The following is a 24089-nucleotide window of genomic DNA, read 5'->3' as shown; positions in this document are numbered from 1 at the left end:
CCTGGCTGCACTTCTACAACACTGGCCGCCGACACACTGCGCTCGGCGGCCAGCCACCGATCACCCGACTGTCACCAAAGTCATGACCGGGTACACCTAGTCCACGAGGGTGACGTCCTGCTCCGCCACGCGCGCAGCGTCCAGCACGATGTCGATGACCGCGATCCGATCCCGCACGAACGTGAAGGCCAGCGTCCGGTCCAGCCGCCCATCGATGAACACGGCAAGCCCCGTGACACCGTCGACCAGCGCGGCCCGCGACACGGCCCCGAAGTGCCGGAAACTGGACGCCCCCTTGGCGACCGCCGCCGCCCCCGTGGTCACACCGACATCGGTGCGCGCGACGACGTCCGGGTCGAGCAACTCCACCAGGGCGTCGAAGTCACCCTCCCGCGCGGCCGCCAGAAACGCGTTCACAACCTCCCGCTGCCGCACCCGGTCGGCATCGTGCGCCTCAGCCCCCCGCACCCGCCGCCGCGCCCGACTGGCCAACTGCCGCGCCGCCTCCGGGCTCCGCCCCACGATCTCCGCAACTTCCTCGTACGACACCGCGAACAGGTCGTGCAGCACGAACGCCAGCCGCTCGGCAGGCGTCAACGTCTCGAGCACGACGAGCAGCGCGACGCCCACGGAATCGGCGAGCAGCGCGTCCTGCTCGGGGTCGGCGCCACCGGAAACGGCCGCCACGCGCGCGTTGGTCGTCCCGCTCTCCAACGGCTCCTCCGCCCGCGATTTGCGAGAGCGCAGCATGTCCAGACAGACCCGCCCGACGACGGTCGTGAGCCAGCCACCCAGGTTGTCCACCTGCCGGGCATCGGTACGACTCAGCCGAAACCACGCCTCCTGTACCGCGTCATCAGCCTCGGCGCCGGAACCGAGCATTCGGTAGGCGACGGCCCGCAGATGACTCCGGTGTGATTCGAACCGCCGGGCGAGGAATTCGCCGTCCGACGGAAATTCGCTCTCGTTCATCGTCACAGCTCCCGCACTCCGGTCCGCCAAGTCTCTTACTTGACGGACCGGACGCGGGGGATGTGACAAAGGACGTTCTACGAATGCTTTCCGCGCCCCTGGCCGCCTTACGACCAGTCCCTCCCGGACCGCCCCCGCTTCGTATCGGAACGCTGCTTCTTCTCCCGCAACCGGCGCTCATTGATCCCGCGCGGAATACGGGTCGGCCGGCGCGGCTTGGGCGGCGGCGCGGTGGCCTCGGCGAGGAGGGAGGCGAGCCGTACGGCGGCGGTCTCGCGGTTGCGCCACTGCGACCGGTGCTCGGAGGCACGTACGACCACAACCCCGTCGACGAGCCGGCCGGCCAGCCGCTCCAGCGCCCGCGCCTTCCACACCTCGGGCAGGGCTTCGGTCTTCGCCAGGTCGAAGCGGAGCTCCACCTGCGAGTCACTGGTGTTGACGTGCTGTCCGCCGGGCCCCGACGACCGCGAGAAACGCCACATGAGCTCGGCCTCGGGGAGCGAGACGGAGCCGCGGATGAGGTAGGGACCGGACATGCCGTCCATGGTCCCGCAGCTGACCGGCACACGTCACGCGAATAACGTTCACTCCGTGTTCGGTAAAGAAAGTAAAGACACATGGAACCTTCGAGGCCCCTCTTGGCGTTGGTAGGGGTAGCTGTAGCTTCATGCCCGTACGACCCGTACCGGCCGCACCGCCGTACGTAAACGAGGGAAAGGACTCCCAACCATGGCTGTAAGCCTGTCCAAGGGTGGCAACGTCTCGCTCACCAAGGAGGCTCCGGGCCTGACCGCCGTCACCGTGGGCCTCGGCTGGGACGTCCGCACCACCACGGGCACGGACTTCGACCTCGACGCCTCCGCGATCGCGGTCAACGCGCAGGGCAAGGTCTTCTCTGACGCCCACTTCGTCTTCTTCAACAACAAGCAGACCCCGGACAACACCATCGTCCACACCGGTGACAACCGCACCGGCGAGGGCGAGGGCGACGACGAGGCGATCAACGTCAACCTGGCGGGCCTCCCGGCCGACATCGACAAGATCGTCTTCCCGGTCTCCATCTACGACGCGGAGAACCGCTCGCAGAACTTCGGCCAGGTCCGCAACGCCTACATCCGCATCATCAACCAGGCCGGCGGCGCGGAGATCGCCCGCTACGACCTCTCGGAGGACGCGGCCACGGAGACGGCCATGGTCTTCGGCGAGCTCTACCGCAACGGCGCGGAGTGGAAGTTCCGCGCGGTGGGCCAGGGCTACGCCTCTGGTCTGGTGGGCATCGCGCAGGACTTCGGCGTGAACGTCTGAGGGACGCTGCGCTGAGCGGAGCCCCTGGCTGCGGTTTGCTGCGGCCGGGGGCTCCGGCGTTCAGTCCTTCACCAGCGGCACGAAGTTCGCCCACGTAGTGGGGGCGAAGGCCAGCCGGGGGCCGGCGGTGTTCTTGGAGTCGCGGATGTGGATTGTGCCGGGGGCTACCGCGATCTCGACGCAGGAGTTGCCATCGGTGCCGCTGCTGTAGCTGCTCTTGAACCACACCAGTTCGGAGACGTCCCCTGCAGCGGTCTTGCGGATCATGTTTCTCCCAGCAGTTGCTCGATGAAGGCCTGTGACTCTCGGGGCGGGAGAGCCTGCGCCCGGATGGTGCCATAGCGCAGTTCAAGAATGCGCAGGTGTTTCGGATCGGTGATCGGTCGGCCGTTGAAGGCACCGTCCGAGCGCCCCACAGCCGTACCGTCCGGGAACTTCAACAGCTCGATCTTGCCGTCGACGCCCGGGTGGGCATCGCTGCTCGTCGGCATGACCTGAAGCGTGACGTGGCGCAACCTCCCCACCTCCAGCAGACGTTCGAGCTGCTGTCGCCACACCATTGTGCCCCCGACCGGTCGGCGAACCACCGCCTCTTCGAGCACGAAGTGGAGGGATGGAGCCGGATCCCGCTCGAAGACGGACTGCCGGGCCACCCGCGCAGCCACCATGCGTTCCACATCATCTTGTGAGTACGGTGGCTGCGCTGCCTCGAAGAGGGCCCGCGCATGGGCCGGCATCTGCAGCAGCCCGTGGACGCTGTTGCACTCGTAGACACCGATCTCGACCGCCATCGCCTCCAACTTGCCCAGTTCCCGCACCCTCTTCGGGTACCGGACCTTCCTCACGTCCTCCCATGTCGCCGCGATGAGCCCGTCCGCCCTCAACACCTCGTCGGCCTTGTACAGGTACTCCTGCCGAGGGATCCGCTTCCCGCCCTCGATCTTGTACACCAGGTCCTCGCCGTACCCGACGGCCTCACCGAACTCGGCGGCACGCATCCCCACCGCCTCCCGCCGCAGCTTCAGCTGCCGCCCAACCGTCGCGATGACCGCGACTCCCCACTCGTCGTCCGGATCCACCTCCCAACCCGGCTCGTCCGCCTCGGTCTTGAGCCGCCCCGCCTCCGCGTCCACCGACATCCCGCGTGCCCCTCCGTCGTACTTGGCTCTACCGCGCGCCCGTACCCGTAGCCCCGCCCCGACAGCCCGGACACCACCGGACAAGCTCCGGACAGTCACCGTACGCATCGGTGTAGTCACTGTTCACAGTAAGCGCAGGTCGCCACGCTGAGTGACGTGAATCAAGAAACCGCCGCCATCCGGAACTTCAGCGTCCAGCTCTCCCCCACACCACGCGGAGCCCGTCTGGCCCGACTGCTGGCCACGGAACAACTCCGCTCCTGGGGGCTCCCGTTGGCCCCGGCGACACACATCGTGGCGGAGCTGGCGGCGAACGCGGCCACGCACGGCCGCGTACCGGGACGCGACTTCCGCCTCACGCTCTACGTGGTCGGCGACACGTTGCGCATCGAGGTCACGGACACCCGGGGTGAGCGTGAGCCGCGCACCCAACTCCCCGCACTCGATGCCGAGTCGGGCCGCGGACTCGTGCTGGTGGACGCTCTAGCCGACAAGTGGGGCGTGGCACCGGGGCTGCCACCGCGCAAGACGGTGTGGGCGGAGGTCCGCGTCCACCGAAGCACGGCGGACCCTGCGCCGGTGGAGCCGTGCTCCGGTGGGCCGGGCGACCTTCTCCAAGGAACGAGGAGATGAGAAAGGACCCCCACCAAACCCCACCCCTCCCGCCCACGTCGCACGCTCACCCTCGCGGGTGAACATCATCAACTCAGCTGGATTTCGGCCCGGTTGCCTGCCCTACGCTCAGCGCAACACAACCGCAGACATGCAACGGCCCCCGCCGGGACTGCAATCCCAGTGCGGGGGCCTGACCACCGAGGAAGATCGGACCTTCCTGATGGACACCGAAAACCCTAGCGTGCGCCCGCACGCCCAGTCCCGCGTTGCAGCCAACAACCACCCGAACCGGCGGGATCCCGAAACCGGCGGCGGTCTGATCCACGACCACACCCGCCACACCACCCGCTTCACGGTGATCGGCAACCACCTCACCCAGCACGCGGAACTCTCCCTCCTCGCCATCGGCCTGGCCTGCCACATCCAGTCGCTACCGAGGGGCGCTTCCGCCGACATCAAGACGCTGGCCGCCCGCTTCCCCGAGGGCCCGACCCGCATCGCCGCCGCCCTGCGCGAACTGGAGGCCCACGGCTACCTGCGCCGCGAACGCAAACGCATCACCGGCGGCCGTATCGTCACACGCACGATCTCGTGCAACCAGCCGAAGCCGCGCCGCGCTCACCGGGCCGACCACGCAGCCCAGGCACCCGCAGCCGCCCGCCCATGCCCGGCCCCTACACCCGAGCCCCCAACCGCACACGGCACCCCGCTCCCCAAGAAGCGCCCCGCCCGCCCCCTCCCCGCCGTACCGCATCCGGCGTACCCCGCCCCCACGCTCCTCCAGACAGCCACCGACCTCCTCACCGGCCTGCGCAACGCCGACCCCCGCCTGCTCCTCTCGACCCGGGACACGGCCCACCTCACCCCAGGCGTCGCAGCCTGGCTGGAACGCGACGTCAGCCCCGCAGCCGTACGCCACGCCCTGACCAGCGACCTCCCACCCGAGGGCCTACGCCGCCCGGCCGCCCTCCTGGCCCACCGGCTGGCCGCCCAGCTGCCGCCCCCGCCACCGTTCCGGGCCCCGGCCCCACTGTCTGCCGACCGCCACCCGCTCCAGAACTGCAACAGCTGCGACCGCGCCTTCCGCGCGCCTTCCTCCGGGCACTGCCGCGACTGCCGATCCGATCTCCAGGAGGCCGCCTAGCATGGACGTGACGATCCTTGCCGCCGGGCACAGACGAGGAGCGAGCGCCATGAGCATCGCGCCGGACAACGCTCAGCAGGGCGCCTCTCACCTCTACCGGGCCATGCGTGACTTCGTGGAATCCACGGACGGGACCCTCCCCGGCAGGTTCGAGATCACCAAGGAAGGGATCGTCCTCGACATGATGTCGCCTGTCCGGCCACACGAACTCACCGCACTACGTCTCCGGAAACGCCTGGAGAAGGTGATGCCTGAGGAGATCGTGGCTCACACGGGCGAACCGGATGTGGAGATGGAGCCAGAAGGCATCATGCGCCGCCCCGACATCATGGTGATCGCTGAGGCGGACATGGAGGGAGAAGGGGCCTTCGACCCTCGTACGCTGATCGCCGCCATCGAAATCGTCTCCCACTCCAACCCCGACAACGACTGGGTCACCAAGCTCCGCGACTACCCCCTGATCGGCATCCCGATCTACGCGATCTTCGACCCCCGCACCGGCACCGGCGCCGTCCTCACCGACATCCACCCCACCCCCGACGGCCCCCGTTACGCCACCCGCAAGGACTTCGTCTACGGCGAGGACGTCACCATCGGCGACTGGACGATCTCCACGGACGACCTGCCTCGCTACCAGCCCATCGGCCGGTAGTACCCCAACACCGCCGCCAGCTGGGCAAACCACTCCCCCAGCTGCGCCCTCGGCTTTGCCTGCACCACGCACTCGTAGAACTGGCCGCTCGGCAGCACCACCGCCACCATCAGCGCCTTGCCGTTCGGGCTCGCCTTGTAGTGGATGCTGCCGATCTCCTGCCAGGAGAACTCGATGGCCGCACCGTGATCCTCGAAGGCGACGCCCGCGACGTCGACCACGACCGAGTTGTGGACGTCGACGGCCATGAACTCCGGCCCCTGCGCAGGCGGTTGGGGCTGCGGATTCGGGGCGGCGTACTGCGGTGGAGGCGGCCCGAAGCCGGCCTGAGCCGGTGCCGCGGCAGGTGGATGCGGTGGCGGGGGCGGTGGCTGCCGGCCGTACTGGGGCTGATGGCCGTACGGCGGCTGCGGCGGTGTCGTCATCGTCTTCCGTCCCCGGAATCGTGGTGTGGCTACCGGGAAATCTTCCCAAAGGTCAGCGCATGCTGCGGATACTGTCGCCCCATGCTCCTCGAACAGCTCACCCCGAAAGACGGCGCCCTCCCCGCCGAGCTGCTCACGGAGCTCACGGCCCTCTACGCCTCCAACCGCGAGTTCCACGCCCTCAGCGGCGACTTCCCCGACCCCGACGACATCCGGCCGGAACAGGTAGCGACCGCACTGGCCGATGAGTTCGTGAACCCGGATGTCGACGTGCTGCTCGCCCGCAGCGAAGGACGCCTGGTCGGCCTCGCAATCACCCTTGCCCATCACCCCGACCCGGCCGACCCCGACCCCTGGATCGGCCTGCTGATGGTGGACGCGGACGTGCACGGTCGCGGTTACGGGCGCCGACTCGCCACGCTCGTCGAGGAAGGCTTCCGGACGGCCGGCCGGGACGCCGTACGCCTCGCCGTACTCGACAACAACCCCAAGGCCCTCGCCTTCTGGACCACCCTCGGCTACGAGCTGATCGACCACCGCCTCGACCGCCAACTCGGCCGCCCCTGCGCGGTACTGCGGAAAAACCTCCACACCCCGCCCGCCTGAGCCGCACCCTGCCCATGCACTATGCCGAGGTGGACTGGACGACCTTGGCCGGCACCGGACTCGGCGCGCTCATCGGCGTCGGCTCAACCCTGCTCGCAGACCGCGCACGCTGGCGCCGCGACGCGACGGAGCGCAGCCGTCAGGATCGCAGGGACATCTACGTGACCTGCCTGACGAAGTACCGGCTGGCGTACGAAGCCATGCACGCAACCGCACTCGCACACCAGGGACAGGACACCCTCGACACAGCCATACGGGAGGCGTTCCGCACCTCGGGCTGCGACGAGGTCCGCGAATCGGCCCTGATCTGCGCGCCGCAGGAGATGGCGGACGTCCTGGAGGACGTCTACGGCACTCTGCGGGAACTGCAGGAGATCTTCGCCGCGGGTACGCCTGCCCTCGACTCCCACGAGTTCCAGGAGCAACGACTCAAGCACGGCCAGGCGGTCTGGGCGGCGCGGGCTGCGATGCGGGCCGATCTCGAGCGGCGGGTGTGACGATCTGCCACTCAACTGCGCTGACAGAACATGGAGTTGACCCGACCTCACCCGTCCGCATAGCGGATCCCCAGCAACGGCTTTCGGATACAAACACGTAAAGTCTTGACGGCGGCCTGTCAAACAGGCCGTTTCGGGTGTCACCCTCTCCTCGCTCGCCGCAACTCTGTGCCCCACCTGTGCCACGTCTATGTCACGTCTGTGCCTCCACCATGAGGCCGGCCCGAAGGAGACCGAGTGAGACAGCAGTCCCGCGCCACCCGCACCTCCCGCAAGACCGCACTCCGCACCGCCGCCCTCATCGGCTCCGCGGCGATGGTCGTGCTCGCCCTGCAGAACGGCGCCGCCACCGCGGCCCCCGACCACGGCAGCGGTGCCACCGCCCTTCCCCTCAGCGCCTCGGCCCGCGCCGCCGCCATCAAGTCCGCCCAGGAGGCGGCCGGTTCGACCGCCCGGGAACTCGGGCTCGGCGCGCAGGAGAAGCTCGTCGTCCAGGACGTCGTCAAGGACGCCGACGGCACCGTCCACACCCGCTACCAGCGCACCTACGCCGGCCTCCCCGTCCTCGGCGGCGACCTGGTCACCCACGTGGCCAGGAGCGGCGCGCTGAAGGGTGTCTCGAAGGCGACCAAGGCGCGGATATCCGTGGCGTCGACGGACGCCTCCATATCGGCCGCCGCCGCGAAGAAGTCCGCCCTCGCCGGGATCAAGGCCTCGACGGCCACCGCCCGCAAGGTCGTCTGGGCTGCCGGGGCCAAGCCCGTCCTCGCCTACGAGTCCGTGGTCAAGGGCCTGCAGCACGACGGCACCCCGAGCGAGCTGCACGTCATCACGGACGCCACCACCGGCAAGAAGATCTACGAGTACCAGGCCGTCGACACCGGCACGGGCACCAGCGAGTACAGCGGCACGGTCGCCCTCGGCACCACGGCCTCCGCCTCCGGCGGCTACGACCTGATCGACGGCGGCCGCGGCGGCCACAAGACGTACGACCTGAACGGCGGTACGTCCGGCACCGGCACCCTCTTCCACGACGCCGATGACACCTGGGGCGACGGCACCCCGGCCAACCGCCAGACCGCCGCTGTCGACGCCGCCTACGGCGCCGCCGTCACCTGGGACTTCTACAAGTCGGCCTTCAACCGCAACGGCATCGCGGGTGACGGCAAGGCCGCCTACTCCCGAGTCCACTACGGCAACGCGTACGTCAATGCCTTCTGGAACGACAGCTGCTTCTGCATGACGTACGGGGACGGTTCGGGCAACACCCACCCGCTGACCTCGCTCGACGTGGCCGGCCACGAGATGAGCCACGGGCTGACCGCGGCCACGGCCGGCCTCAAGTACAGCCGGGAGTCCGGCGGGCTCAACGAGGCCACCTCCGATATCTTCGGCACCTCGGTGGAGTTCTTCGCGAACAACTCCTCCGACCCCGGTGACTACCTCATCGGCGAGAAGATCGACATCAACGGCGACGGCAGCCCGCTGCGCTACATGGACAAGCCCAGCAAGGACGGCAGCTCGGCCGACTACTGGTCGCGCAACGTCGGCCGCCTCGACGTGCACAACTCCTCGGGCGTCGCGAACCACTTCTTCTACCTGCTGAGCGAGGGCAGCGGCGCGAAGACCATCAACGGGGTCTCCTACAACTCCCCCACGTACGACGGCTCGACGGTCACCGGCATCGGCCGCGCCAAGGCCGACCAGATCTGGTACAGGGCCCTGACCACGTACTTCACCTCCTCGACCAACTACGCGGGCGCCCGCACCGCCACCCTCCAGGCGGCGAGCGACCTGTACGGCGCGGGCAGCGCGGAGTACAGCGCGGTGGCCGCGGCCTGGAAGGCCGTCAACGTCAACTGACGTCCGCGCACCGGGGCTTGAACTGCCGGACCACCCGTCACAGGTGGTCCGGCTTTCCCTCCCCGTACAGCCAGTCCTTCCAGATCTCCTTGAAGTCCTTGTCCGGTGCCTTCTTCTCGACGTACGCAGTGAAGTCGCCGGTGTCCGCGTTGCCGTGGCGGTGGGCGGCGGCCCAGCCCTGGATGATGTCGTAGAAGGTGTCGTCGCCGACGGTCTGCCGGATCTTGTGCAGGACCATCGCGCCACGCTCGTAGACGGGGCTGTCGGAGATGTGCGCCGCATCGCTGGGCTCGGCCGGTGGGAAGGCCCAGATGTCCTTGTCGCCGTCGTCGTAGCGGGACTCGAAGGTCTCCTGGCAGGTGTCGCCGCCGTGGTCCTCGTCCCACAGCCACTCCGCGTACGTCGCGAAGCCCTCGTTGAGCCACATGTCCCGCCAGCTCTTCGGGGTGACGGAGTCGCCGTACCACTGGTGGGCCAGTTCATGGACGAGGGTCCCGGTGTCGGGGGCGCCGGGGAAGACGGGCCGGTTCTGGGTCTCCAGGGCGTACCCGGCGTCGTCCGGGCGGTCGACGACCGCTCCGGTGGAGGAGAAGGGGTACGGCCCGAAGTTGGTCTCCTCCCACTCGATGATCTCGGGGAGCTGCGCGAGCACCTTCCGGCTCGCGTCCGCCTCGGTCGGGTCGACGGCGACGTACACGGGCAGGTGCTTGCTGCCGATGGTGTACCGGCTGATGTCGTAGTGGCCGATGGCGAGGGTGGCGAGGTAGGTCGCCATCGGTTCGGCGGTGTGCCAGGTGTAGGTCGTACGGTCCCCGCTGCTCGTCTCGCCCGTCAGCTCCCCGTTCGACACGGCCTGCAGGCCCTTCGGCACCGTGACGGCGATGTCGTACGACGCCTTGTCGGAGGGGTGGTTGTTGCCCGGGAACCACGCCATGGAGCCGGTGGGCTCGCCGAGCGCGAGCGCGCCGTCGGCGGTGCGCAGCCAGCCCTCCTCGGACTCGTCGGGGTCGGTGATGGTCACCGGGCTGCCGGAGTAGCGGACGGTGACGCGGAAGGTCTCCTTGGCACGGAGGTCGTCCTGCGGGCGGACGGTGAGCTCCTGCCCGGTGCGGTTCCAGCGAGCGCGTCTGCCCTCCACGGTGACCTCGTCGACGTGCAGCCCCTTGAGGTCGAGATCGAAGGCGGAGAGGTTCTGGGTGGCGCGGGCGGTGATGGTCGCGGTGCCGGTGAGGCGGTGCCCGTGGGCGGGGTCGTAGGCGAGTTTCAGGTCGTAGTGGCCGACGTCGTATCCGCCGTTGCCCGCCTTCGGGAAGTACGGGTCATGCAGGCCGGAGCCGCCGGGCGTGCCGTGGACACCGCCGTCGCACGCCGTCACGGCCGGGGCCAGGAGCGCGGCGAGGGCGCAGAGAACTGCGGGGGCCCGGCGGACGACGGGGGCGCGGAGGGCCGTGGTGGCCACGGGTACGGGTCTGGGCACGCCGGTGATCCTATGGCGGCGTGACACCATCTCGTACGTGCTCGACATCGGCTATGCCCTCTCCAACCGTTTCCCCGATCCCCCGCAGACGGACTACCGCCGCGCGGACGTCCATGCCCTGCGGCACGACCTGTTCTGCGGCGACGTCTACCTCGCCGACACCAAGGCGGACCGGGAACTGTCCACAGCCTGGGGATGGGTGCCGGTGCTCGACTTCGCGTGGGCGCTGTGCGACATCGTGGAGCGCATCGACCGGGATCCGGCGGGCTCCCGCGCGTCGCGGCCGCAGCGCGCCGAGCTCGACTTCACCGAGTCGACCGACCGGATGCTCTTCGAGCGGCGCTTCGGGTGGGTGGACGTGGAGGCCGACTGGATGCCGGCGGAGGAGCCGCCGCTCAGCTTCTCCCACGCTGAGCTGCGGCGGGAGGCGCGGGACTTTCTGCACGATCTGATTGCCGACCTGGTCGACCTCCATGAGGACCTTGGGGAGAACCCGGCGATCTGGAGCCTGCAGGCCCGGTTTCCCCGGTTGCCGTGAGTCGACGTGACCGTCCTGGGGGCTGCCGCCCCCAGACCCCCATGACGGGCTGAAGGTTGCCGACCGGCCTTGAGATGTGCCGCCGCCTGAAGCCCCCCTTTCACCCCTCCACCCGAATCCCCATCTCCGCCGCCAACACCGGTGCCAGATCCATCAGTTGCCCCAGGTTGATCACAGCCCCCGCCAGCCGGTCCACCCCCCGCGCGATGCCCAGCTCCGCCGCCGCTCTCAGGTCCACGTCCTTCAGGGTCGCCGCGGTGAGGTCCGCCTCCTTCAGGACGCAGTCCACGAACTCCACGCGCTCCAGCCGGGCGCCCCCGAAGTCCGGCTCCACCAGCACGCAGCTCTCGAAGACGACGTCCTTGAGTCTCGCCGCGCGCAGGTTCAGGTAGTCGATCTTGCCGCCGCGGATCACCACCCGCTCCAGGACCGCCCCGTGCAACTGCACCCCGCCGAGGCGGGCGTCGACCACCTCGACGTCGCGCAGGGTGGCCTCGGCGAGGTTCGTGCCGACCCCGCGCGGCCCCGTCAGGACCGAGTCGAGGATCCGGGCGTGCTGCAGCCCCGTCTCGTCCAGCGCGCACCCCGTCAGCGCGCAGTCCATGAAGCGGGCGCCCCCGCCGTCCTGCCCCGCGAGGTCCGCCTCCCGGAACTCCAGCCCGTCGTAGTCCCCGTCCGGCTCCAACTCCCCGCCCTCGAACGGCTCCAGCGCAGGCAGCCGCACCTCCGGCCGCCGGGCCCCCTTCACCGCCGTACCGCTGGAACCGCCCATCCCGCCCGCCTCTCTCCGCGCCATGCCCCCATGGTGCACTCCGCCACTGACAACGGGCCTGACCAGGCAGAACGCCAGCGATGTCACATTCCGGGGGTCTCATCCGTCGTATGCACGCAAGGGCGGACCGGAAACGAGGCAGACCCGGCTCCCTTGACCTCAAGCAAGCTTGAGGTTGAAGGCTGAAGTCCTGACAAGCAGCTGGGGTCCTGACAAGCGGCTGGGGTCCTGACAAGCAATCGATGGGGGATTTCACCATGCACGCCATCCGGCTCCATGCCTTCGGTCCCGCCGAGAACCTCCGCTACGAGGAGGTGGCGGACCCCCGGCCGGGTCCGGGCCAGGTCCGTGTCGCCGTAGCGGCGGCGGGAGTGCACCTGCTCGACACCGCCCTCCGGGAGGGCGAGCAGGGGCCGCTGCCCGAGCCGATCCGGCTGCCCACCGTCCCAGGCCGCGAGGTCGCCGGAGTCGTCGAGTCGCTGGGCGAGGGCGTCGCCGCGCTCTGGCTCGGCAAGCGCGTGGTCGCCCACCTCGGGTTCGCCCCCGGCGGCTACGCCGAGCTGGCCGTCACCGACGTCGACCGCGTGCACGAGATCCCCGTGAACCTGGACTTCGCCGCGGCCGTCGCCATGATCGGAACAGGGCGTACGGCGATGGGGATCGTGCAGTTCGCGGAGCTCGGCCCGGACGCCGTGGCCGTGATCCCGGCGGCCGCGGGCGGCATCGGCACCCTGCTCGTGCAGTACGCGAAGAACGCCGGCGCCACCGTCGTCGGCCTGGCGGGCGGCCCGGAGAAGACGGCGCGCGTGGCGGCCAACGGCGCCGACCTCGCCGTCGACTACAGGGAACCGGGATGGCCGGACAAGGTCCGCGCCCACCTGGGCGGACGCACCGCCACCGTCGTCCTCGACGGCGTGGGCGGCGAGGTCGCCCGCCACTGCACACAGATGCTCGGCCCCGGCGGCAGACACCTCGTCTTCGGCTGGTCGGCCGCGGGCATCCGGGGCGGCGAGCCCTATCTCCTGGACGGCGTCTCCGAACGGGTCCTGGGCCCCGTGATGATGCGGGAGGCCAGCGGCCCCAACCCCGTACAGACCCTGGAACTGCGCGCTCTCGCCGAAGCGGCCGCGGGCAGGCTGACCCCCGCCGTGCAGCGCTTCCCGCTCGCCGAGGCGGCAGCCGCGCACCGTGCGCTCGAGACGCGCGGAACGACCGGAAAGGTGGTACTGGAGCCATGACCAGGCACAAGGCATCCGCAGATGCGATACATACCGATTCATGGTCTTCTGACCGGGTGAGCGTCACCCGTACAGGCGAAGCCGCCCCTCCCGTGGACGCCGACCCCCGCCGCTGGTGGGGCCTGGTGGTCATCGCGCTCGCGCAGCTCATGGTCGTCCTCGACGCGACCATCGTGAACATCGCGCTCCCCTCCGCACAGCGCGACCTGGGCATGTCCGACGGCAACCGCCAGTGGGTGATCACGGCCTACACGCTGGCCTTCGGCGGTCTGCTCCTGCTCGGCGGGCGCATCGCGGACCTGGTGGGCCGCAAGCGGACGTTCGTCTTCGGGCTGATCGGCTTCGCCGCCGCGTCCGCGCTCGGCGGCGCCGCCACCGGTCCCGGCATGCTCTTCGGCGCCCGCGCGCTGCAGGGAGCCTTCGCCGCCGTCCTCGCGCCCTCCGCGCTGTCCCTGCTCACCACGACCTTCACCGATCCCAAGGAACGCGGAAAGGCCTTCGGCATCTACGGCGCCCTGGCCGGCAGCGGATCGGCGATCGGCTTCATCGTCGGCGGTCTGCTCACCGAGTACCTGGACTGGCGCTGGTGCCTGTACGTCAACGTGCCCATCGCGATCGTCGCCGTCTTCGGTGCCTTGGCGCTGCTGCACGACCGCCCCGGCCGCAAGGACGCCCGCCTCGACGTGCCGGGTGCGGTGCTGGGCTGCGGCGGGCTGGTCGCCATCGTCTACGGCTTCAGCGAGGCCGAGCCGAGGGGCTGGACCGACCCCCTGGTACTGGCGCTGTTCGCGGTCGGCGTCGCACTCCTCGTCGCCTTCGTGTGGTGGCAGAACCGGGCCCCGATGCCCCTGCTTCCGCTGCACATCGTCAAGGACCGCAACCGTGCGGGCTGCTTCCTGACGATGATGCTCGCCGTGATCGGCATGTTCGGGCTGTTCCTGTTCATGACCTATTACCTGCAGGTGGTGCTCGACTACTCGCCGGTGAAGACCGGTCTGGCCTATCTGCCGCTGACCGCCGCGATCATCACCGGCTCCACGCAGATCTCCGCCCGGCTGCTGCAGCACGTGGCGCCCCGGATGCTGATGGTCCCCGGCATGGTCCTCGCGTCCGGCGGCATGATGCTCCTGACCCGGATGACCACGCACTCGTCGTACGCGACGGAGGTCATGCCCGGTCTGATCCTGATGGGTCTCGGCATGGGCCTGACCTTCATGCCGGTCTTCGCCACCGCGACCGCGGGCGTCGCCCCGCACGACTCCGGTGTGACCTCGGCGACCGTCAACACCTCGCAGCAGGTGGGCGGTTCGATCGGTACGGCGCTGCTGAACACCATCGCGACCACCAGCAGTACGGCGTACATCGCCGCCCACCTCCACAATCCCGCGCAGAAGGCCCTGATCGCCAAGGAGGGCGTCGTCCACGGCTACACGGTCGCCATCTGGTGGGCCGCCGGGATCATGCTGCTGGCCGGCCTGGTCGCGGGCCTGATGGTGACGGCGAAGGCCCCCAAGCACGGGGCAGCGGCCGAGAGGCCGGTGCCGGAGCCGGTCGCCTAGGGGGCACGGGGGGCACAGGAACGGGGAGGGGCCGCACGGACCGCGGGCCCCTCCCCTTCTCGTCAGTGCCGCCCGGCCACCCGATCGGCGAACTGCGCCAGCTTCGAGGACTCCGCGCTGTACGTGGTGCGTTCCCGCCGGTCGGCGGCCCGGTAGGTGGCGTACATCCCCTGCACCCCGAGCCACCGCAAGGGCTCCGGCTCCCACTTGCGCACCTTGTGCCCGACCCACGGCAGATCGGTCAGCTCCGTCCGGCCGCCCTGCCCGGAGTCGAACTGCACCAGATCCCTGAGCGTCCGCGCCGCGAGATTCGTCGTCGCCACGCCCGACCCGACATAGCCGCCCGCCCAGCCGAGCCCCGTCGACCGGTCCAGGGTCACCGTCGCGCACCAGTCCCGCGGCACCCCGAGCACCCCCGACCAGGCGTGCTCGATCCCCACCCCCGCCAGCGAGGGAAAGAACCGCACCAGGATCTCCCGCAGCGCCTCGACCGTCTCCGCCTGCGTCCGCCCGTCGTTGTCGGTCCTCGACCCGAAGCGGTACGGCACTCCGCGCCCGCCGAGCGCGATCCGCCCGTCGGCGGTCCGCTGCGCGTACATGTACGCGTGCGCCATGTCCCCGAGCGTCTCCAGCCCGTCCCACCCCACCGACTCCCACTGCCGGTCGGTGAGCGGCTCGGTCGCGATCATCGAGGAGTTCATGGGCAGCCAGGTGCGCCGCTGCCCCTTCAGGCTCGCGGTGAACCCCTCCGTGCAGCGCAGGATGTACGGCGCCCGGACCGTCCCGTACGGCGTCACCGCATGCTTCGGCCGGATCTCCGCCACCGGCGTCAGCTCGTGAATCGTCACCCCGAGCGCCTCCACGGCGGCCGCCAGCCCCTTCACCAGCTTCACCGGGTGCAGCCGCGCCCCGTGCGGGGTCCAGCTCGACCCGACCGCGTCCGCGACCCGGATCCGCTCGGCGGTCTCCCCGGCGCCGTACAGCTCACGGTCCTTCTCCCCGTACGACAGCTCCAGCTCGTGAAAGGCCTTGAGCCGCGCCAACTGGGCGGGTGTGGTCGCGACTTCGAGCACCCCGCCCTTGTGGATGTCGGCCTCGATGCCTTCCTCGTGCGCCGCCCGGACGACCTCGTCCACGGTCTCGTTCATGGCCTTCTGCAGCCGTACGGCGGCCTCGCGCCCGTGCAGCTTCGCGTACCGGTCGCGCCCGGCGATCCCGTTGTACAGCCAGCCGCCGTTGCGCCCGGAGGCCCCGTACCCGCAGAACTTCTGCTCCAGGACGGTGATCCGGAGGAAGGGCGCCGCCTTCTTCAGGTAGTACGCGGTCCACAGTCCCGTGTACCCGCCCCCGACGATCACGACGTCGGCGGACGCGTCACCGCCGAGCGGCTCCCGCACCGCCGGGAAACCGTCGTCCGCGTACCAGTGGGAGATACCGCCGTTCACGACACTGCTCACCGAGCTGCTCATGGCCGGAAAGCTAACCCCTCAGGGCGGAAACTGTCTCCCTCGGATCCCACGCCGGCCCCCGTCCGAGGACCAGCGGATAACAGGCGAGCCCGATCAGCACCGACACAAAGTGCCCGAGGTCGGTGAAGGTCGGCGAGTCCGCGAGCGGTTCCCCGTACACGAAGAACACCCCCGCCAGATACAGATACCGCCAGGGCGCCACGATCCGGTAGGCCAGCACCCCCACCACCCCCGCGAGGGCGTAACTCACCCCGATATCAAGGGTGTTGACGGCAGAGTGCTTCACCACCCCGTCGTGCACCGCCCTCAGCAGGGCTCCCTCGCTGATCAGCGTCGCCAGCACATGCGCGGCCACGCAGACCATCAGCCACCGCAGCGTCCCCAGCCAGCGCTCGGCCTGCGCATGGAAGACGGTGTACTGGAAGGCGACGTAGAGGAACTCATACGGAAACCAGTCGCCGCCGTCGATCCACATCGCGCTCTGCAGGAGCACCCGCCCGGGGTTGTTCGACAGCTCATGGATGTTCGTGGACCGCTGCCGCAGGAACTCCTGCTCGAAGTGCGGCGACATGTGGTGCAACGCAACGGTGGTGACGAACAGGACGGCCAGCCACAGATACGTGCCCGGCGCGCTGCAGACGTAGGCCCACACCCGCTGCCCGAGCCCCCGGTCAATTCGCATGAGGCGATTCACGCACGTAAGTATCGTCGCAAGGGTGATCGACATTCCGGCTGAGCTGATCGCCCGGCACGAGGAATACGGCGGGGAGGCGGGACGCGCCTTCATCGCGGGGCTTCCGGAACGGGCCGAGCGGTTCCTGGACCTCTGGCGGCTGCGACTGGACGGTCCCTCGATGCACGGCCGGTGCGCGCTGGTCCTGCCGGTGCTGCGGGCCGACGGGTCATCAGCCGTGCTCAAGCTCCAGGACCTCGACGACGAGACCGCCGGAGAGCCGGTTGCCCTGCGGGCCTGGGACGGCGAGGGGGCCGTCCGGCTCCTGGAGTCCGACGCGGGGACGGGCACCCTGCTGCTCGAACGGCTCGATCCGGCACAGCGGTTGGCCGACCTGCCGGACGCACGCGAGGCGACAATGGTCGTCGCCCGTCTGCTGGCCCGGCTGACCTCGGCTCCCGCCCCGACCGGGCTGCGGCACCTCGGCGACCTCGCGACCGCACTGCTGGAACGGACCTCGGCGGCACTGCCCCATCTCCCACGGGCGGACGTGCGGCGACTGCTCGAGGACTGCGCGGCGGCGGTGCGCGAGGTCGCCGACGACCCCGGCGACCGGCTCCTCCACTGGGACCTGCATTTCGAGAACGTGCTCGGCTCCGACCGCGCCCCATGGCTCGCCATCGACCCCAAGCCACTCGCGGGCGACCCCGGCTTCGACCTCTTCCCCACGCTGTGGAACCGCTTCGACGCGGACGAGGTGCGGTGGCGCTTCGACGCCATGACGGACGCCCTCGGACTGGACCGGGGCCGGGCACGCGCGTGGACCCTGGGCCGCGTGCTCCAGAACTCGGTCTGGCAGATCGAGGAGGGCCGCCCGCCCCTACCGGCCCACCTGGAAATCGCCCGGCGTCTGACCAGCGCCCCTTGAGCGGCGCGGGGCTGGGTCGACATGGGGCCCCGGCGCCCCCGGCCGGGCGTAACCTCACGGAGTGATCCGCGAAGCAACCCCCGCCGACATCCCCGTCATCCACGCCCTGATCCGCGAACTGGCCACCTACGAGAAGGTCCCGCAGGAGGCGAGGGCCACCGAGGCCCAGCTCCACGACGCCCTCTTCGGCGAGCACCCCGCCGCCTACGCCCACATGGCCACCGACGACGCCACCGGCACCCCCGTCGGCTTCGCCCTCTGGTTCCTCAACTTCTCCACCTGGCGCGGCGTCCACGGCATCTACCTGGAGGACCTCTACGTCCGCCCCACCGCAAGAGGCGCCGGCCACGGCAGAGCCCTCCTGACCGAACTGGCCCGCATCTGCACGGAGCGCGGCTACGAGCGCCTCGAATGGTCCGTCCTGAACTGGAACACCCCGGCCATCGCCTTCTACGAGTCCCTCGGCGCCCGCCCGCAGGACGAGTGGACGGTGTACCGGCTGACGGACGACGCGCTCAAGAAGCTGGCCGACCGGAGCAGCTGACGCCGAAACGTGCAAAAGCCCAGGCCGGATTGCTCCCGACCTGGGCGAGAAGCGGTAGCGCGGCTGCTCAGAGGGCCTTGCTGTTGCAGCCCATGTCCGAACCGAGGTGGGCGGGCTGGGCACCCGGGTCGCCTTCACCGTTGAGCGCGCCGCCCAGCAGGCCGTTGAGGGCGCCGAGGTTGCCGATGACGTCGACGTTCATGTCGTGCGAGCGGCACTCGATGTCCTGCATGACGTCGATGTCGTGCCCCGGCTCGCCGTGTGCGAAGGCCGGGCCGACCCCGAAGGCGCCGATGCTGCCGAGGACAGCGGCGCCCACGATGGCGACCTTCTGAAGCTTGCGCATTTCTTCTCCATTGATCGAGCGGAAGTGATCTGCAGCAGATCGAGTTGGGACGACGGACAACCAGCGGGCGGCCATCAGCCGAGTCGGGGCAGACCCAGGTTCCCGACGGGAGGAGCAGCAACCTGTCCGAGGCCGAGCCCGGGCACCTGCGGTGCTGCGCTGGCGGGCGAGACCAGCGGGTCGATGAGCGGGTTCACCTGGGGGTTGAACTGCGGGTTCACCTGGGGGGCGACATGCGGAGCCGGCTCCGGGTTGAAGACCTGGGGCATGGCGACCTGCGGGGCGACCTTCGGCATGACCTCGGGCGAGGACTGCGGGGCGACCTGCGGCTGAACCAGCGGCTGCTGCTGCGGCGCGGCCTGCGGGGCGGACGCCGGCGCACCGGCCTGCGCGCCACCCACCGACGAGGCGACGGCGGTGGCCTGGCTCGGCTGCGGCGCGGCCTGCGGGGCGGGCGCCTGGGGCACGTACTGCGGGGCCGGCTGGGCGTAGGACTGCGGGCCGCCGGACTGCGCGGTGCTGTCCGCGGTGGACGCGGCAACGGCCCGCGGCGGAGCGCTCTGCGGGGGTGCCGGGTAGTACTGGGGAGCCGGGGCCGGGTAGTACTGCGGGGGCGGTGCCGGGGCCGGGTAGTAGGCGGGCGCCGGGGCCGCGTACTGCGGAGCCGGGTAGTACGCGGGCGCCGGGGCCGGGTAGTAGGGGGCGGCCGGAGCGCCACCGGGGTACCCGGGGTAGGCGTCGGCATGGCTGACGCCGGCGCCGATGGCGGACAGACCGCCGGCCGCTGCTACGACGAGCGCGGCCTTGTGAATCTTTCGCATGGAACCCTCGGCCCTTCAATACCTGTGCAGGGAAATCCGTTGTATTCAGTGCTGTGTTGCGTGCGCTCAGTCTGATGTTCACGCGGGAGCCGACAGCGGATCCCCTTGCCCCTCTCACCGGTTCACGGTCGCTGCCCTCTCCCTGCTGGCAACGACATTTCCTTCTGACCGGTCACGGGATCGAGAATTCCGTCACCCATTTGGAATTGATCGGATAACCGGTCCGCCGGGGGCGAACGGGTGACTGCTCCCCGACTGCCGTGACTGGCCCGGAACTTGCTTCGTTCCCCACGGGGACAGAGCGAAGACCCATCACCCACCGCAGCCGCCCAGGGCAGCGAGAACAGCCACAACTCAACTGGCTCATCTGCTATTTCAGTACGTCCATGCCAGGTCAATGAAGGGCCGAAGGTTCCATGCGCAAGTTCCAGCACGTCGCGCTCGTCGTAGCAGCGGCCGGCGGTCTGTCCGCCATCGGCGTCGGCCCCAGTGTCGCCGACTCTCCTGTCGCCTACGGCAACAGTGCCCCGCCCCCGGGCCCCGCCATGGCCGGCGCCTTCACGGCCACCCAGGCCACCGCCCACGCGTCCGGCCCGTCCGGCCCGTCCGCCCCGCGCCAGATGGCCCCGGCGCAGCCCGCCGAGGTTGCCCCGCAGGTCAATCCGCAGATCAACCCGCAGCTCAACCCGCACATCTCCTCGCCGTCGGCGCCGACGCAGTCCAGTGGCGCAGCCGACCAGTTCAACCTCTTCCGCCCCGCCCAGGAGTGCAGCCCGCAGTCCGTGCTCAACGCGAACCTCCCGGTCGCGGTGCTCGCCGCCGCCGAGACCAAGGGCGTCGCGTGCACGCAGGCCAACAGTCAGGCGAACGCCCTCGCCAAGGCCCACTAGGAGCCGCAGAGGCCCACCGGGATCGCCGGACGACTTCAGGGAGCTGCCGCAACAAGATCACAGGACACGGCGCGTCGCTAGGTGATTGTCGGTTATTTCCTATTATTCTCCGTAACTGTAAGAAGTCGATCTGTTACGGATCGCACCCACTCACTCCACCGGAGATGACATGCACCAGCTTCGCAAGGCTGCCGTCCTGGTCGCCGCCCTCAGCACCGTCGGACTCCTCGGTGCCGGCACCGCTCAGGCTCACGACGACGGGGGCAAGGGCGGCAAGGGTGGCGACAAGTTCAACGTGCTGCAGAGCTCCAACTGCAAGTCGCACGACCTGAACGTCGACGTCCTCGGCCAGGTCGGCATCCTCAACGGCCTGCTCGGCAACGCGCTCAACGGCGAGGGCAACGCCGGAGGCCAGGACACCCACATCGGCTCGAGCATGGGCTGCAACAACAGCGCCTTCTAGTCGAATGACGGTCGCTTAGACGGCCGAGAGCGGGAAGCAGGTCCCGGCACCGAGCTCCAGACTCGGTGCCGGGGCCCCCTTTTTTTGTCACGCCAGTGATATTTCCGGGCATCGACCAGGGCAGTGAGGATGATCCCGAATTCGGCGCGCCGCACAGTCTTTTACGGGTATTTCTTATTAGCCTCCGTAACTGCACGAAGTCGATCCGTCACGGATCGCATCCACTTCACTCCACCGGAGATGTCATGCACAAGCTTCGCAAGGCTGCCGTCCTGGTCGCTGCCCTCAGCAGCGTCGGACTCCTGAGCGCCGGCGCCGCCCACGCCGATCAGGGCGGCTTCGGCTCGGGCGAAGGCGGCCATCGCGGCGGTGGCTTCAACATTCTGCAGAGCACCACCTGCCGTTCGCACGACGCCAACGTCGACGTCCTCGGCCAGGTCGGCATCCTCAACGGCGTCGCGGGCAACCTGCTGAACGGCGAGGGCAACCCGGGCGCCCAGGACACCCACCTGGGCTCGAACATGGGCTGCAACAACAGCGTCGGCAAGTAAGCCGGAAAACAAGCCCGAAAGTCAGAACAGTCCTCGGTGCCCCGGCCGGTCGGCCGGGGCACCCGGGCTTTCACGGGCCCGGAACGTCTCACAGGGCCGGAATGCCGAAATGCCGGATCGGGAGTTGTCCCGGTCCGGCACTCGACGATCGCACCTCAGAAGTCGAAGTGCGGCGTCTTGACACGGGGCGCCGTCACATGGGGCGCCGTGACATGGAACGCCCTGATGTGGGGCCGCTTGAACCCCTTGGGCGTCGGAGCCTTGTTGGTGCAGTCCACCACCGGCCCGACATGCGTCGACCCGTTGTTGAGCATGCCGTCCTCGGGCAGCACGAGTCGCGGGCGCGCCGTCGTCGAGCAGCTCTGCGACTGCTTGACGACGAACGTGCCGTGCTTGTCCTTGTGGACGCTCTCGCTCTTGTGCACGCAGACGGTTTCCCCTGCCGCGTTGGTCTTGCAGCCGTGCGGGTTCTCGTCCGCCTGCGCGTTCACGGCCCCGACGCAGATCACGGCGAGACTTCCGATGATCCCCGAGACGGTTGCGATTTTCTGCCGACTGAACATGCGCTGTGTTCCTTTGATCGATATATCGGTACAGCCCGGACGCGCACCCTGATGGGTTTACTGCGCGTCCGGGCTGCCTTTGCCGTTGAGGGTTTTGTTCAGGTCGTTGCGCCAGGGGCTTCTTTACCTGGAGCCGTACGGGGCGGCGTACTGCGGCGCGTACTGCGGGGCTGCCTGGGGGGCGGCGTACTGCGGCGCGGCGATGTACTGGGGGGCGACGTACTGGGGCACGAAGTACTGGGGGGCGGGCTGGGGTGCGGCCATCGGGGCGGCCTGCGGCGCGGCCGGCGGCGCGAAGTTGACGTTCATCGGCGCGAAGTACGGAGCGGCCTGCGGGGCACCGTACGGAGCCGCCTGCGGCGCGTCGTGCGGAGCCCATCCCCCGCCGCCGCCGTAGGCCACGGCGTTGGCCTGCGAGGAAGCCACCGCGGTGGCCCCGCCGCCCCAGCCGTCGGTGGCGCTGCTGACGCCGGCCCCGAGGGCGGAGAGCCCCGCGACCGCTGCAATCACTGCCGCGGCGCGCTGAAACTTGCGCATGATTAGACCCTTTCCTAGCTGGGCGGGAAGCCCTGGCTCGACTACTTAATGTGAGCATATACACACGAAACGTAGTCATTTGGGATCTTGGGCCCTTCTGTGACCGTGTCGGCTTATGCCAAAGCAGCCTTCCGCCCGCTCGGCCGCGGGCTGGGAGAGGGAAAGGGATGTTGCGGGACGGGCAGTTGATGATCCGGTTCGGTCGCGCAATCGGCGCTCACCCGTAAAACGACGATTCCCCCGGCCCAAGTCACGGTCGGAAAGCGGCAGTCACCCATCTGCCGCGGCGGGCCGAGAAAAACGGCACGGAAAAAGCGGACGGCCGGTCCGGGTCGCCCCGGTCCGGCCGTCCGTCGCTTCGAAGTGCGGACCTCAGCCCAGAATGCCACCAGGCAGTTCCGAGGGGGTGTCCCTGTCGTCGACCCCGGTGTCGTTGGGGGAACAGGTCACTGCGGGGCCGATCTTGGTGCTCCCGCTGTTCAGCAGGGGGATGACGGGCAGCTCCATGGGCTTCTGCGGGGTGCAGGTGTTGGCCCGGCGGACGATGAAGTCCTCACCGTCGGACGTCTTGCCCGCGAACCGCTGGACACACGTGACATCGCCCGACGCGCTCACGGTGCAGGCTCCCGGGCCGGCTGCCGCATACGCCTGAGTGGCTCCGGCGCAGGTCACGGCGAGGCCGTACAGAAGCCCCGAGACGGCCGCGATCTTCTTCCTACTGAGCATGTGATCCGTTTCCTTTGTGAGGGGCACCCGGGCGCCGTGCGCCGCGGACCGGCCCGTTTCGCCTACGAAGTGAAGGGCTGACCTGCTGAAGGAACTTCCAGTGCCATCACGAACGCATGCGGGCCACCGGCGCGGCCTCGCGCTCCGGGCGGCCACACGTGAACGGGCCCCTGCGGGGGGTGACCCCGAGGGGCTCGCGGAAAGCGTCGCGCACGATTACGAAGTGAAGGCGTTGTTGAACTGACCACAGGTGGTGTCGAAGGTCTCGGAGAGACCGAGTACGCCGATCGGGAGGTCGCCGTCGGCCACGGTCTGCGGACTGCACTCCTGGTACGGCCGGTAGTGCTCCGTCACCTTCGGCTTGGTGTCGCGGACGTGACCGTGGCCGTGGCCGTGGGCGTAGGCGGTGCCGGCGCCGGCACCGATGACGGAGAGACCGCCAGCCGCCACTGCTGCTGCGATCATGGCCTGTTGAAGCTTGCGCATGAAACCCTCGGTCCTTCATTGCCTGGATGTCGAGGCAGATTGCCTACTGTGACTGGACGAACACTAGCAGTAACGATAGGCATTCCACACTGCCGGATATCCCGTGTCCACTCGACGCGCGGCAACTCCGGCTTACGCAAAGTCCGTTCGAAGGAGCGCGTATTCTTCCCGTACGAGAATGGGGGTCGCTCGCCCCCGGGCCGGGATGAACTCCGGCTTCTCGAGCGCGACTTGTTCGTATGTTGAAATGCCCGGACGAGTGAATAGCGGTGTCCTGCACACCGATTGGC

General features: G+C 69.4%; 30 protein-coding genes. 15 read left to right on the top strand and 15 right to left on the bottom strand.

Features of this window, described 5'->3' with window-relative positions; translation table 11 throughout:
- Positions 1-96 precede the first annotated feature (96 nt).
- Both ACFY1E_RS44135 and arfB read right to left on the bottom strand, forming a co-directional pair.
- Positions 97-972, bottom strand: a complete 876-nt coding sequence (locus tag ACFY1E_RS44135) for a sigma-70 family RNA polymerase sigma factor (RefSeq protein WP_389087220.1) — start codon at positions 970-972, stop codon at positions 97-99.
- Positions 973-1079: 107 nt separating this feature from the next.
- Entirely contained in the window at positions 1080-1517 is a 438-nt protein-coding gene (arfB, locus tag ACFY1E_RS44130; protein ID WP_389087217.1) for an alternative ribosome rescue aminoacyl-tRNA hydrolase ArfB, read from the bottom strand.
- Positions 1518-1701: 184 nt separating this feature from the next.
- Between arfB and ACFY1E_RS44125 the strand changes: the two genes are divergently transcribed.
- A complete protein-coding gene (locus tag ACFY1E_RS44125; protein ID WP_351480735.1) occupies positions 1702-2277 on the top strand; it encodes a TerD family protein in 576 nt (191 codons plus the stop codon).
- Positions 2278-2337: 60 nt separating this feature from the next.
- Here ACFY1E_RS44125 and ACFY1E_RS44120 read toward each other — a convergent pair whose 3' ends face one another.
- On the bottom strand, positions 2338-2544 hold the full coding sequence (locus ACFY1E_RS44120) for a DUF397 domain-containing protein (RefSeq protein ID WP_389087215.1): 207 nt from the start codon (positions 2542-2544) through the stop codon (positions 2338-2340).
- A complete protein-coding gene (locus tag ACFY1E_RS44115; protein ID WP_389087212.1) occupies positions 2541-3416 on the bottom strand; it encodes a helix-turn-helix transcriptional regulator in 876 nt (291 codons plus the stop codon). The genes ACFY1E_RS44120 and ACFY1E_RS44115 overlap by 4 nt, the downstream gene beginning before the upstream one ends.
- A gap of 156 nt (positions 3417-3572) precedes the next feature.
- Here ACFY1E_RS44115 and ACFY1E_RS44110 point away from each other — a divergent pair, with 156 nt between their 5' ends.
- The 3 genes from ACFY1E_RS44110 to ACFY1E_RS44100 all read left to right on the top strand — a co-directional run bounded on the left by ACFY1E_RS44110 (position 3573) and on the right by ACFY1E_RS44100 (position 5827).
- Positions 3573-4049 carry an ATP-binding protein gene (locus ACFY1E_RS44110; RefSeq protein WP_389087210.1) on the top strand — a complete coding sequence of 159 codons (477 nt, stop codon included), beginning with the start codon at positions 3573-3575 and terminating at the stop codon, positions 4047-4049.
- A gap of 202 nt (positions 4050-4251) precedes the next feature.
- Positions 4252-5175 carry a helix-turn-helix domain-containing protein gene (locus ACFY1E_RS44105; RefSeq protein ID WP_389087208.1) on the top strand — a complete coding sequence of 308 codons (924 nt, stop codon included), beginning with the start codon at positions 4252-4254 and terminating at the stop codon, positions 5173-5175.
- Between the two features lie 49 nt (positions 5176-5224).
- On the top strand, positions 5225-5827 hold the full coding sequence (locus ACFY1E_RS44100) for a Uma2 family endonuclease (protein WP_389087206.1): 603 nt from the start codon (positions 5225-5227) through the stop codon (positions 5825-5827).
- Here ACFY1E_RS44100 and ACFY1E_RS44095 read toward each other — a convergent pair.
- Positions 5806-6252: a hypothetical protein gene (locus ACFY1E_RS44095; protein WP_389087203.1), complete on the bottom strand. Its 447-nt coding sequence runs from the start codon at positions 6250-6252 to the stop codon at positions 5806-5808. The genes ACFY1E_RS44100 and ACFY1E_RS44095 overlap by 22 nt on opposite strands.
- Before the next feature lie 81 nt (positions 6253-6333).
- On the opposite strand from ACFY1E_RS44095, the gene ACFY1E_RS44090 reads away from it, so the two are divergent.
- The 3 genes from ACFY1E_RS44090 (at position 6334) to ACFY1E_RS44080 (ending at position 9218) form a co-directional block, all read left to right on the top strand.
- Complete coding sequence (locus ACFY1E_RS44090) at positions 6334-6858, top strand: GNAT family N-acetyltransferase (protein WP_389087201.1); 525 nt, start codon at positions 6334-6336, stop codon at positions 6856-6858.
- Between the two features lie 29 nt (positions 6859-6887).
- On the top strand, positions 6888-7355 hold the full coding sequence (locus ACFY1E_RS44085; RefSeq protein WP_389087198.1) for a hypothetical protein: 468 nt from the start codon (positions 6888-6890) through the stop codon (positions 7353-7355).
- Positions 7356-7670: 315 nt separating this feature from the next.
- Positions 7671-9218, top strand: a complete 1548-nt coding sequence (locus tag ACFY1E_RS44080) for a M4 family metallopeptidase (RefSeq protein WP_389087230.1) — start codon at positions 7671-7673, stop codon at positions 9216-9218.
- A 37-nt stretch (positions 9219-9255) separates the two neighbouring features.
- On the opposite strand, the gene ACFY1E_RS44075 is transcribed toward ACFY1E_RS44080, so the two are convergent.
- Complete coding sequence (locus ACFY1E_RS44075; protein WP_389087227.1) at positions 9256-10725, bottom strand: M1 family metallopeptidase; 1470 nt, start codon at positions 10723-10725, stop codon at positions 9256-9258.
- 7 nt (positions 10726-10732) lie between these two features.
- Between ACFY1E_RS44075 and ACFY1E_RS44070 the strand changes: the two genes are divergently transcribed.
- Positions 10733-11233: a hypothetical protein gene (locus ACFY1E_RS44070; RefSeq protein ID WP_389087196.1), complete on the top strand. Its 501-nt coding sequence runs from the start codon at positions 10733-10735 to the stop codon at positions 11231-11233.
- A 100-nt stretch (positions 11234-11333) separates the two neighbouring features.
- Here ACFY1E_RS44070 and ACFY1E_RS44065 read toward each other — a convergent pair whose 3' ends face one another.
- A complete protein-coding gene (locus ACFY1E_RS44065) occupies positions 11334-12029 on the bottom strand; it encodes a pentapeptide repeat-containing protein (protein ID WP_389087193.1) in 696 nt (231 codons plus the stop codon).
- Positions 12030-12262: 233 nt separating this feature from the next.
- On the opposite strand from ACFY1E_RS44065, the gene ACFY1E_RS44060 reads away from it, so the two are divergent.
- Both ACFY1E_RS44060 and ACFY1E_RS44055 read left to right on the top strand, forming a co-directional pair.
- Positions 12263-13243, top strand: a complete 981-nt coding sequence (locus ACFY1E_RS44060) for a zinc-binding dehydrogenase (protein ID WP_389087191.1) — start codon at positions 12263-12265, stop codon at positions 13241-13243.
- Positions 13244-13299: 56 nt separating this feature from the next.
- Positions 13300-14802, top strand: a complete 1503-nt coding sequence (locus tag ACFY1E_RS44055) for an MFS transporter (RefSeq protein ID WP_389087188.1) — start codon at positions 13300-13302, stop codon at positions 14800-14802.
- A 62-nt stretch (positions 14803-14864) separates the two neighbouring features.
- Here the strand turns inward: ACFY1E_RS44055 and ACFY1E_RS44050 are convergent, their stop codons facing one another.
- The gene (locus ACFY1E_RS44050) at positions 14865-16271 is read right to left on the bottom strand and encodes an NAD(P)/FAD-dependent oxidoreductase (RefSeq protein WP_389087186.1); all 1407 of its coding nucleotides are present in this window, start codon (positions 16269-16271) and stop codon (positions 14865-14867) included.
- A 10-nt stretch (positions 16272-16281) separates the two neighbouring features.
- Positions 16282-16953 carry a rhomboid-like protein gene (locus tag ACFY1E_RS44045; protein WP_389087184.1) on the bottom strand — a complete coding sequence of 224 codons (672 nt, stop codon included), beginning with the start codon at positions 16951-16953 and terminating at the stop codon, positions 16282-16284.
- Between ACFY1E_RS44045 and ACFY1E_RS44040 the strand changes: the two genes are divergently transcribed.
- Together ACFY1E_RS44040 and ACFY1E_RS44035 are read left to right on the top strand one after the other, a co-directional pair.
- Positions 16952-17872, top strand: a complete 921-nt coding sequence (locus tag ACFY1E_RS44040; protein ID WP_389087181.1) for an aminoglycoside phosphotransferase family protein — start codon at positions 16952-16954, stop codon at positions 17870-17872. The two genes, ACFY1E_RS44045 and ACFY1E_RS44040, sit on opposite strands and share 2 nt — an antisense overlap.
- Before the next feature lie 61 nt (positions 17873-17933).
- Positions 17934-18416, top strand: a complete 483-nt coding sequence (locus tag ACFY1E_RS44035) for a GNAT family N-acetyltransferase (RefSeq protein WP_389087178.1) — start codon at positions 17934-17936, stop codon at positions 18414-18416.
- A 67-nt stretch (positions 18417-18483) separates the two neighbouring features.
- Here the strand turns inward: ACFY1E_RS44035 and ACFY1E_RS44030 are convergent, their stop codons facing one another.
- Together ACFY1E_RS44030 and ACFY1E_RS44025 are read right to left on the bottom strand one after the other, a co-directional pair.
- A complete protein-coding gene (locus ACFY1E_RS44030; RefSeq protein ID WP_351480701.1) occupies positions 18484-18762 on the bottom strand; it encodes a hypothetical protein in 279 nt (92 codons plus the stop codon).
- A gap of 74 nt (positions 18763-18836) precedes the next feature.
- Positions 18837-19583: a hypothetical protein gene (locus ACFY1E_RS44025; protein WP_389087176.1), complete on the bottom strand. Its 747-nt coding sequence runs from the start codon at positions 19581-19583 to the stop codon at positions 18837-18839.
- A 416-nt stretch (positions 19584-19999) separates the two neighbouring features.
- Between ACFY1E_RS44025 and ACFY1E_RS44020 the strand changes: the two genes are divergently transcribed.
- From ACFY1E_RS44020 to ACFY1E_RS44010, 3 genes are all read left to right on the top strand, one after another.
- Positions 20000-20473 (top strand): hypothetical protein, encoded by a 474-nt coding sequence (locus tag ACFY1E_RS44020; protein ID WP_389087173.1) that lies wholly within the window; start codon positions 20000-20002, stop codon positions 20471-20473.
- 169 nt (positions 20474-20642) lie between these two features.
- Complete coding sequence (locus ACFY1E_RS44015; protein ID WP_030941334.1) at positions 20643-20936, top strand: hypothetical protein; 294 nt, start codon at positions 20643-20645, stop codon at positions 20934-20936.
- Between the two features lie 245 nt (positions 20937-21181).
- Positions 21182-21487 (top strand): hypothetical protein, encoded by a 306-nt coding sequence (locus ACFY1E_RS44010; RefSeq protein WP_389087171.1) that lies wholly within the window; start codon positions 21182-21184, stop codon positions 21485-21487.
- A gap of 155 nt (positions 21488-21642) precedes the next feature.
- Here ACFY1E_RS44010 and ACFY1E_RS44005 read toward each other — a convergent pair whose 3' ends face one another.
- The 4 genes from ACFY1E_RS44005 to ACFY1E_RS43990 form a co-directional block, all read right to left on the bottom strand.
- On the bottom strand, positions 21643-22050 hold the full coding sequence (locus ACFY1E_RS44005) for a hypothetical protein (protein ID WP_389087169.1): 408 nt from the start codon (positions 22048-22050) through the stop codon (positions 21643-21645).
- A 123-nt stretch (positions 22051-22173) separates the two neighbouring features.
- Positions 22174-22587 carry a hypothetical protein gene (locus ACFY1E_RS44000; RefSeq protein WP_389087166.1) on the bottom strand — a complete coding sequence of 138 codons (414 nt, stop codon included), beginning with the start codon at positions 22585-22587 and terminating at the stop codon, positions 22174-22176.
- A gap of 372 nt (positions 22588-22959) precedes the next feature.
- Entirely contained in the window at positions 22960-23313 is a 354-nt protein-coding gene (locus ACFY1E_RS43995) for a hypothetical protein (RefSeq protein WP_389087164.1), read from the bottom strand.
- A gap of 216 nt (positions 23314-23529) precedes the next feature.
- Complete coding sequence (locus tag ACFY1E_RS43990; protein ID WP_389087161.1) at positions 23530-23799, bottom strand: hypothetical protein; 270 nt, start codon at positions 23797-23799, stop codon at positions 23530-23532.
- Between the last annotated feature and the right edge of the window lie 290 nt (positions 23800-24089).

Origin of the sequence: Streptomyces sp. NPDC001604 (genome assembly GCF_042893475.1) — a bacterium.
GTDB lineage: Bacteria > Actinomycetota > Actinomycetes > Streptomycetales > Streptomycetaceae > Streptomyces.
This window is presented reverse-complemented; position numbering and strand designations above follow the sequence as displayed.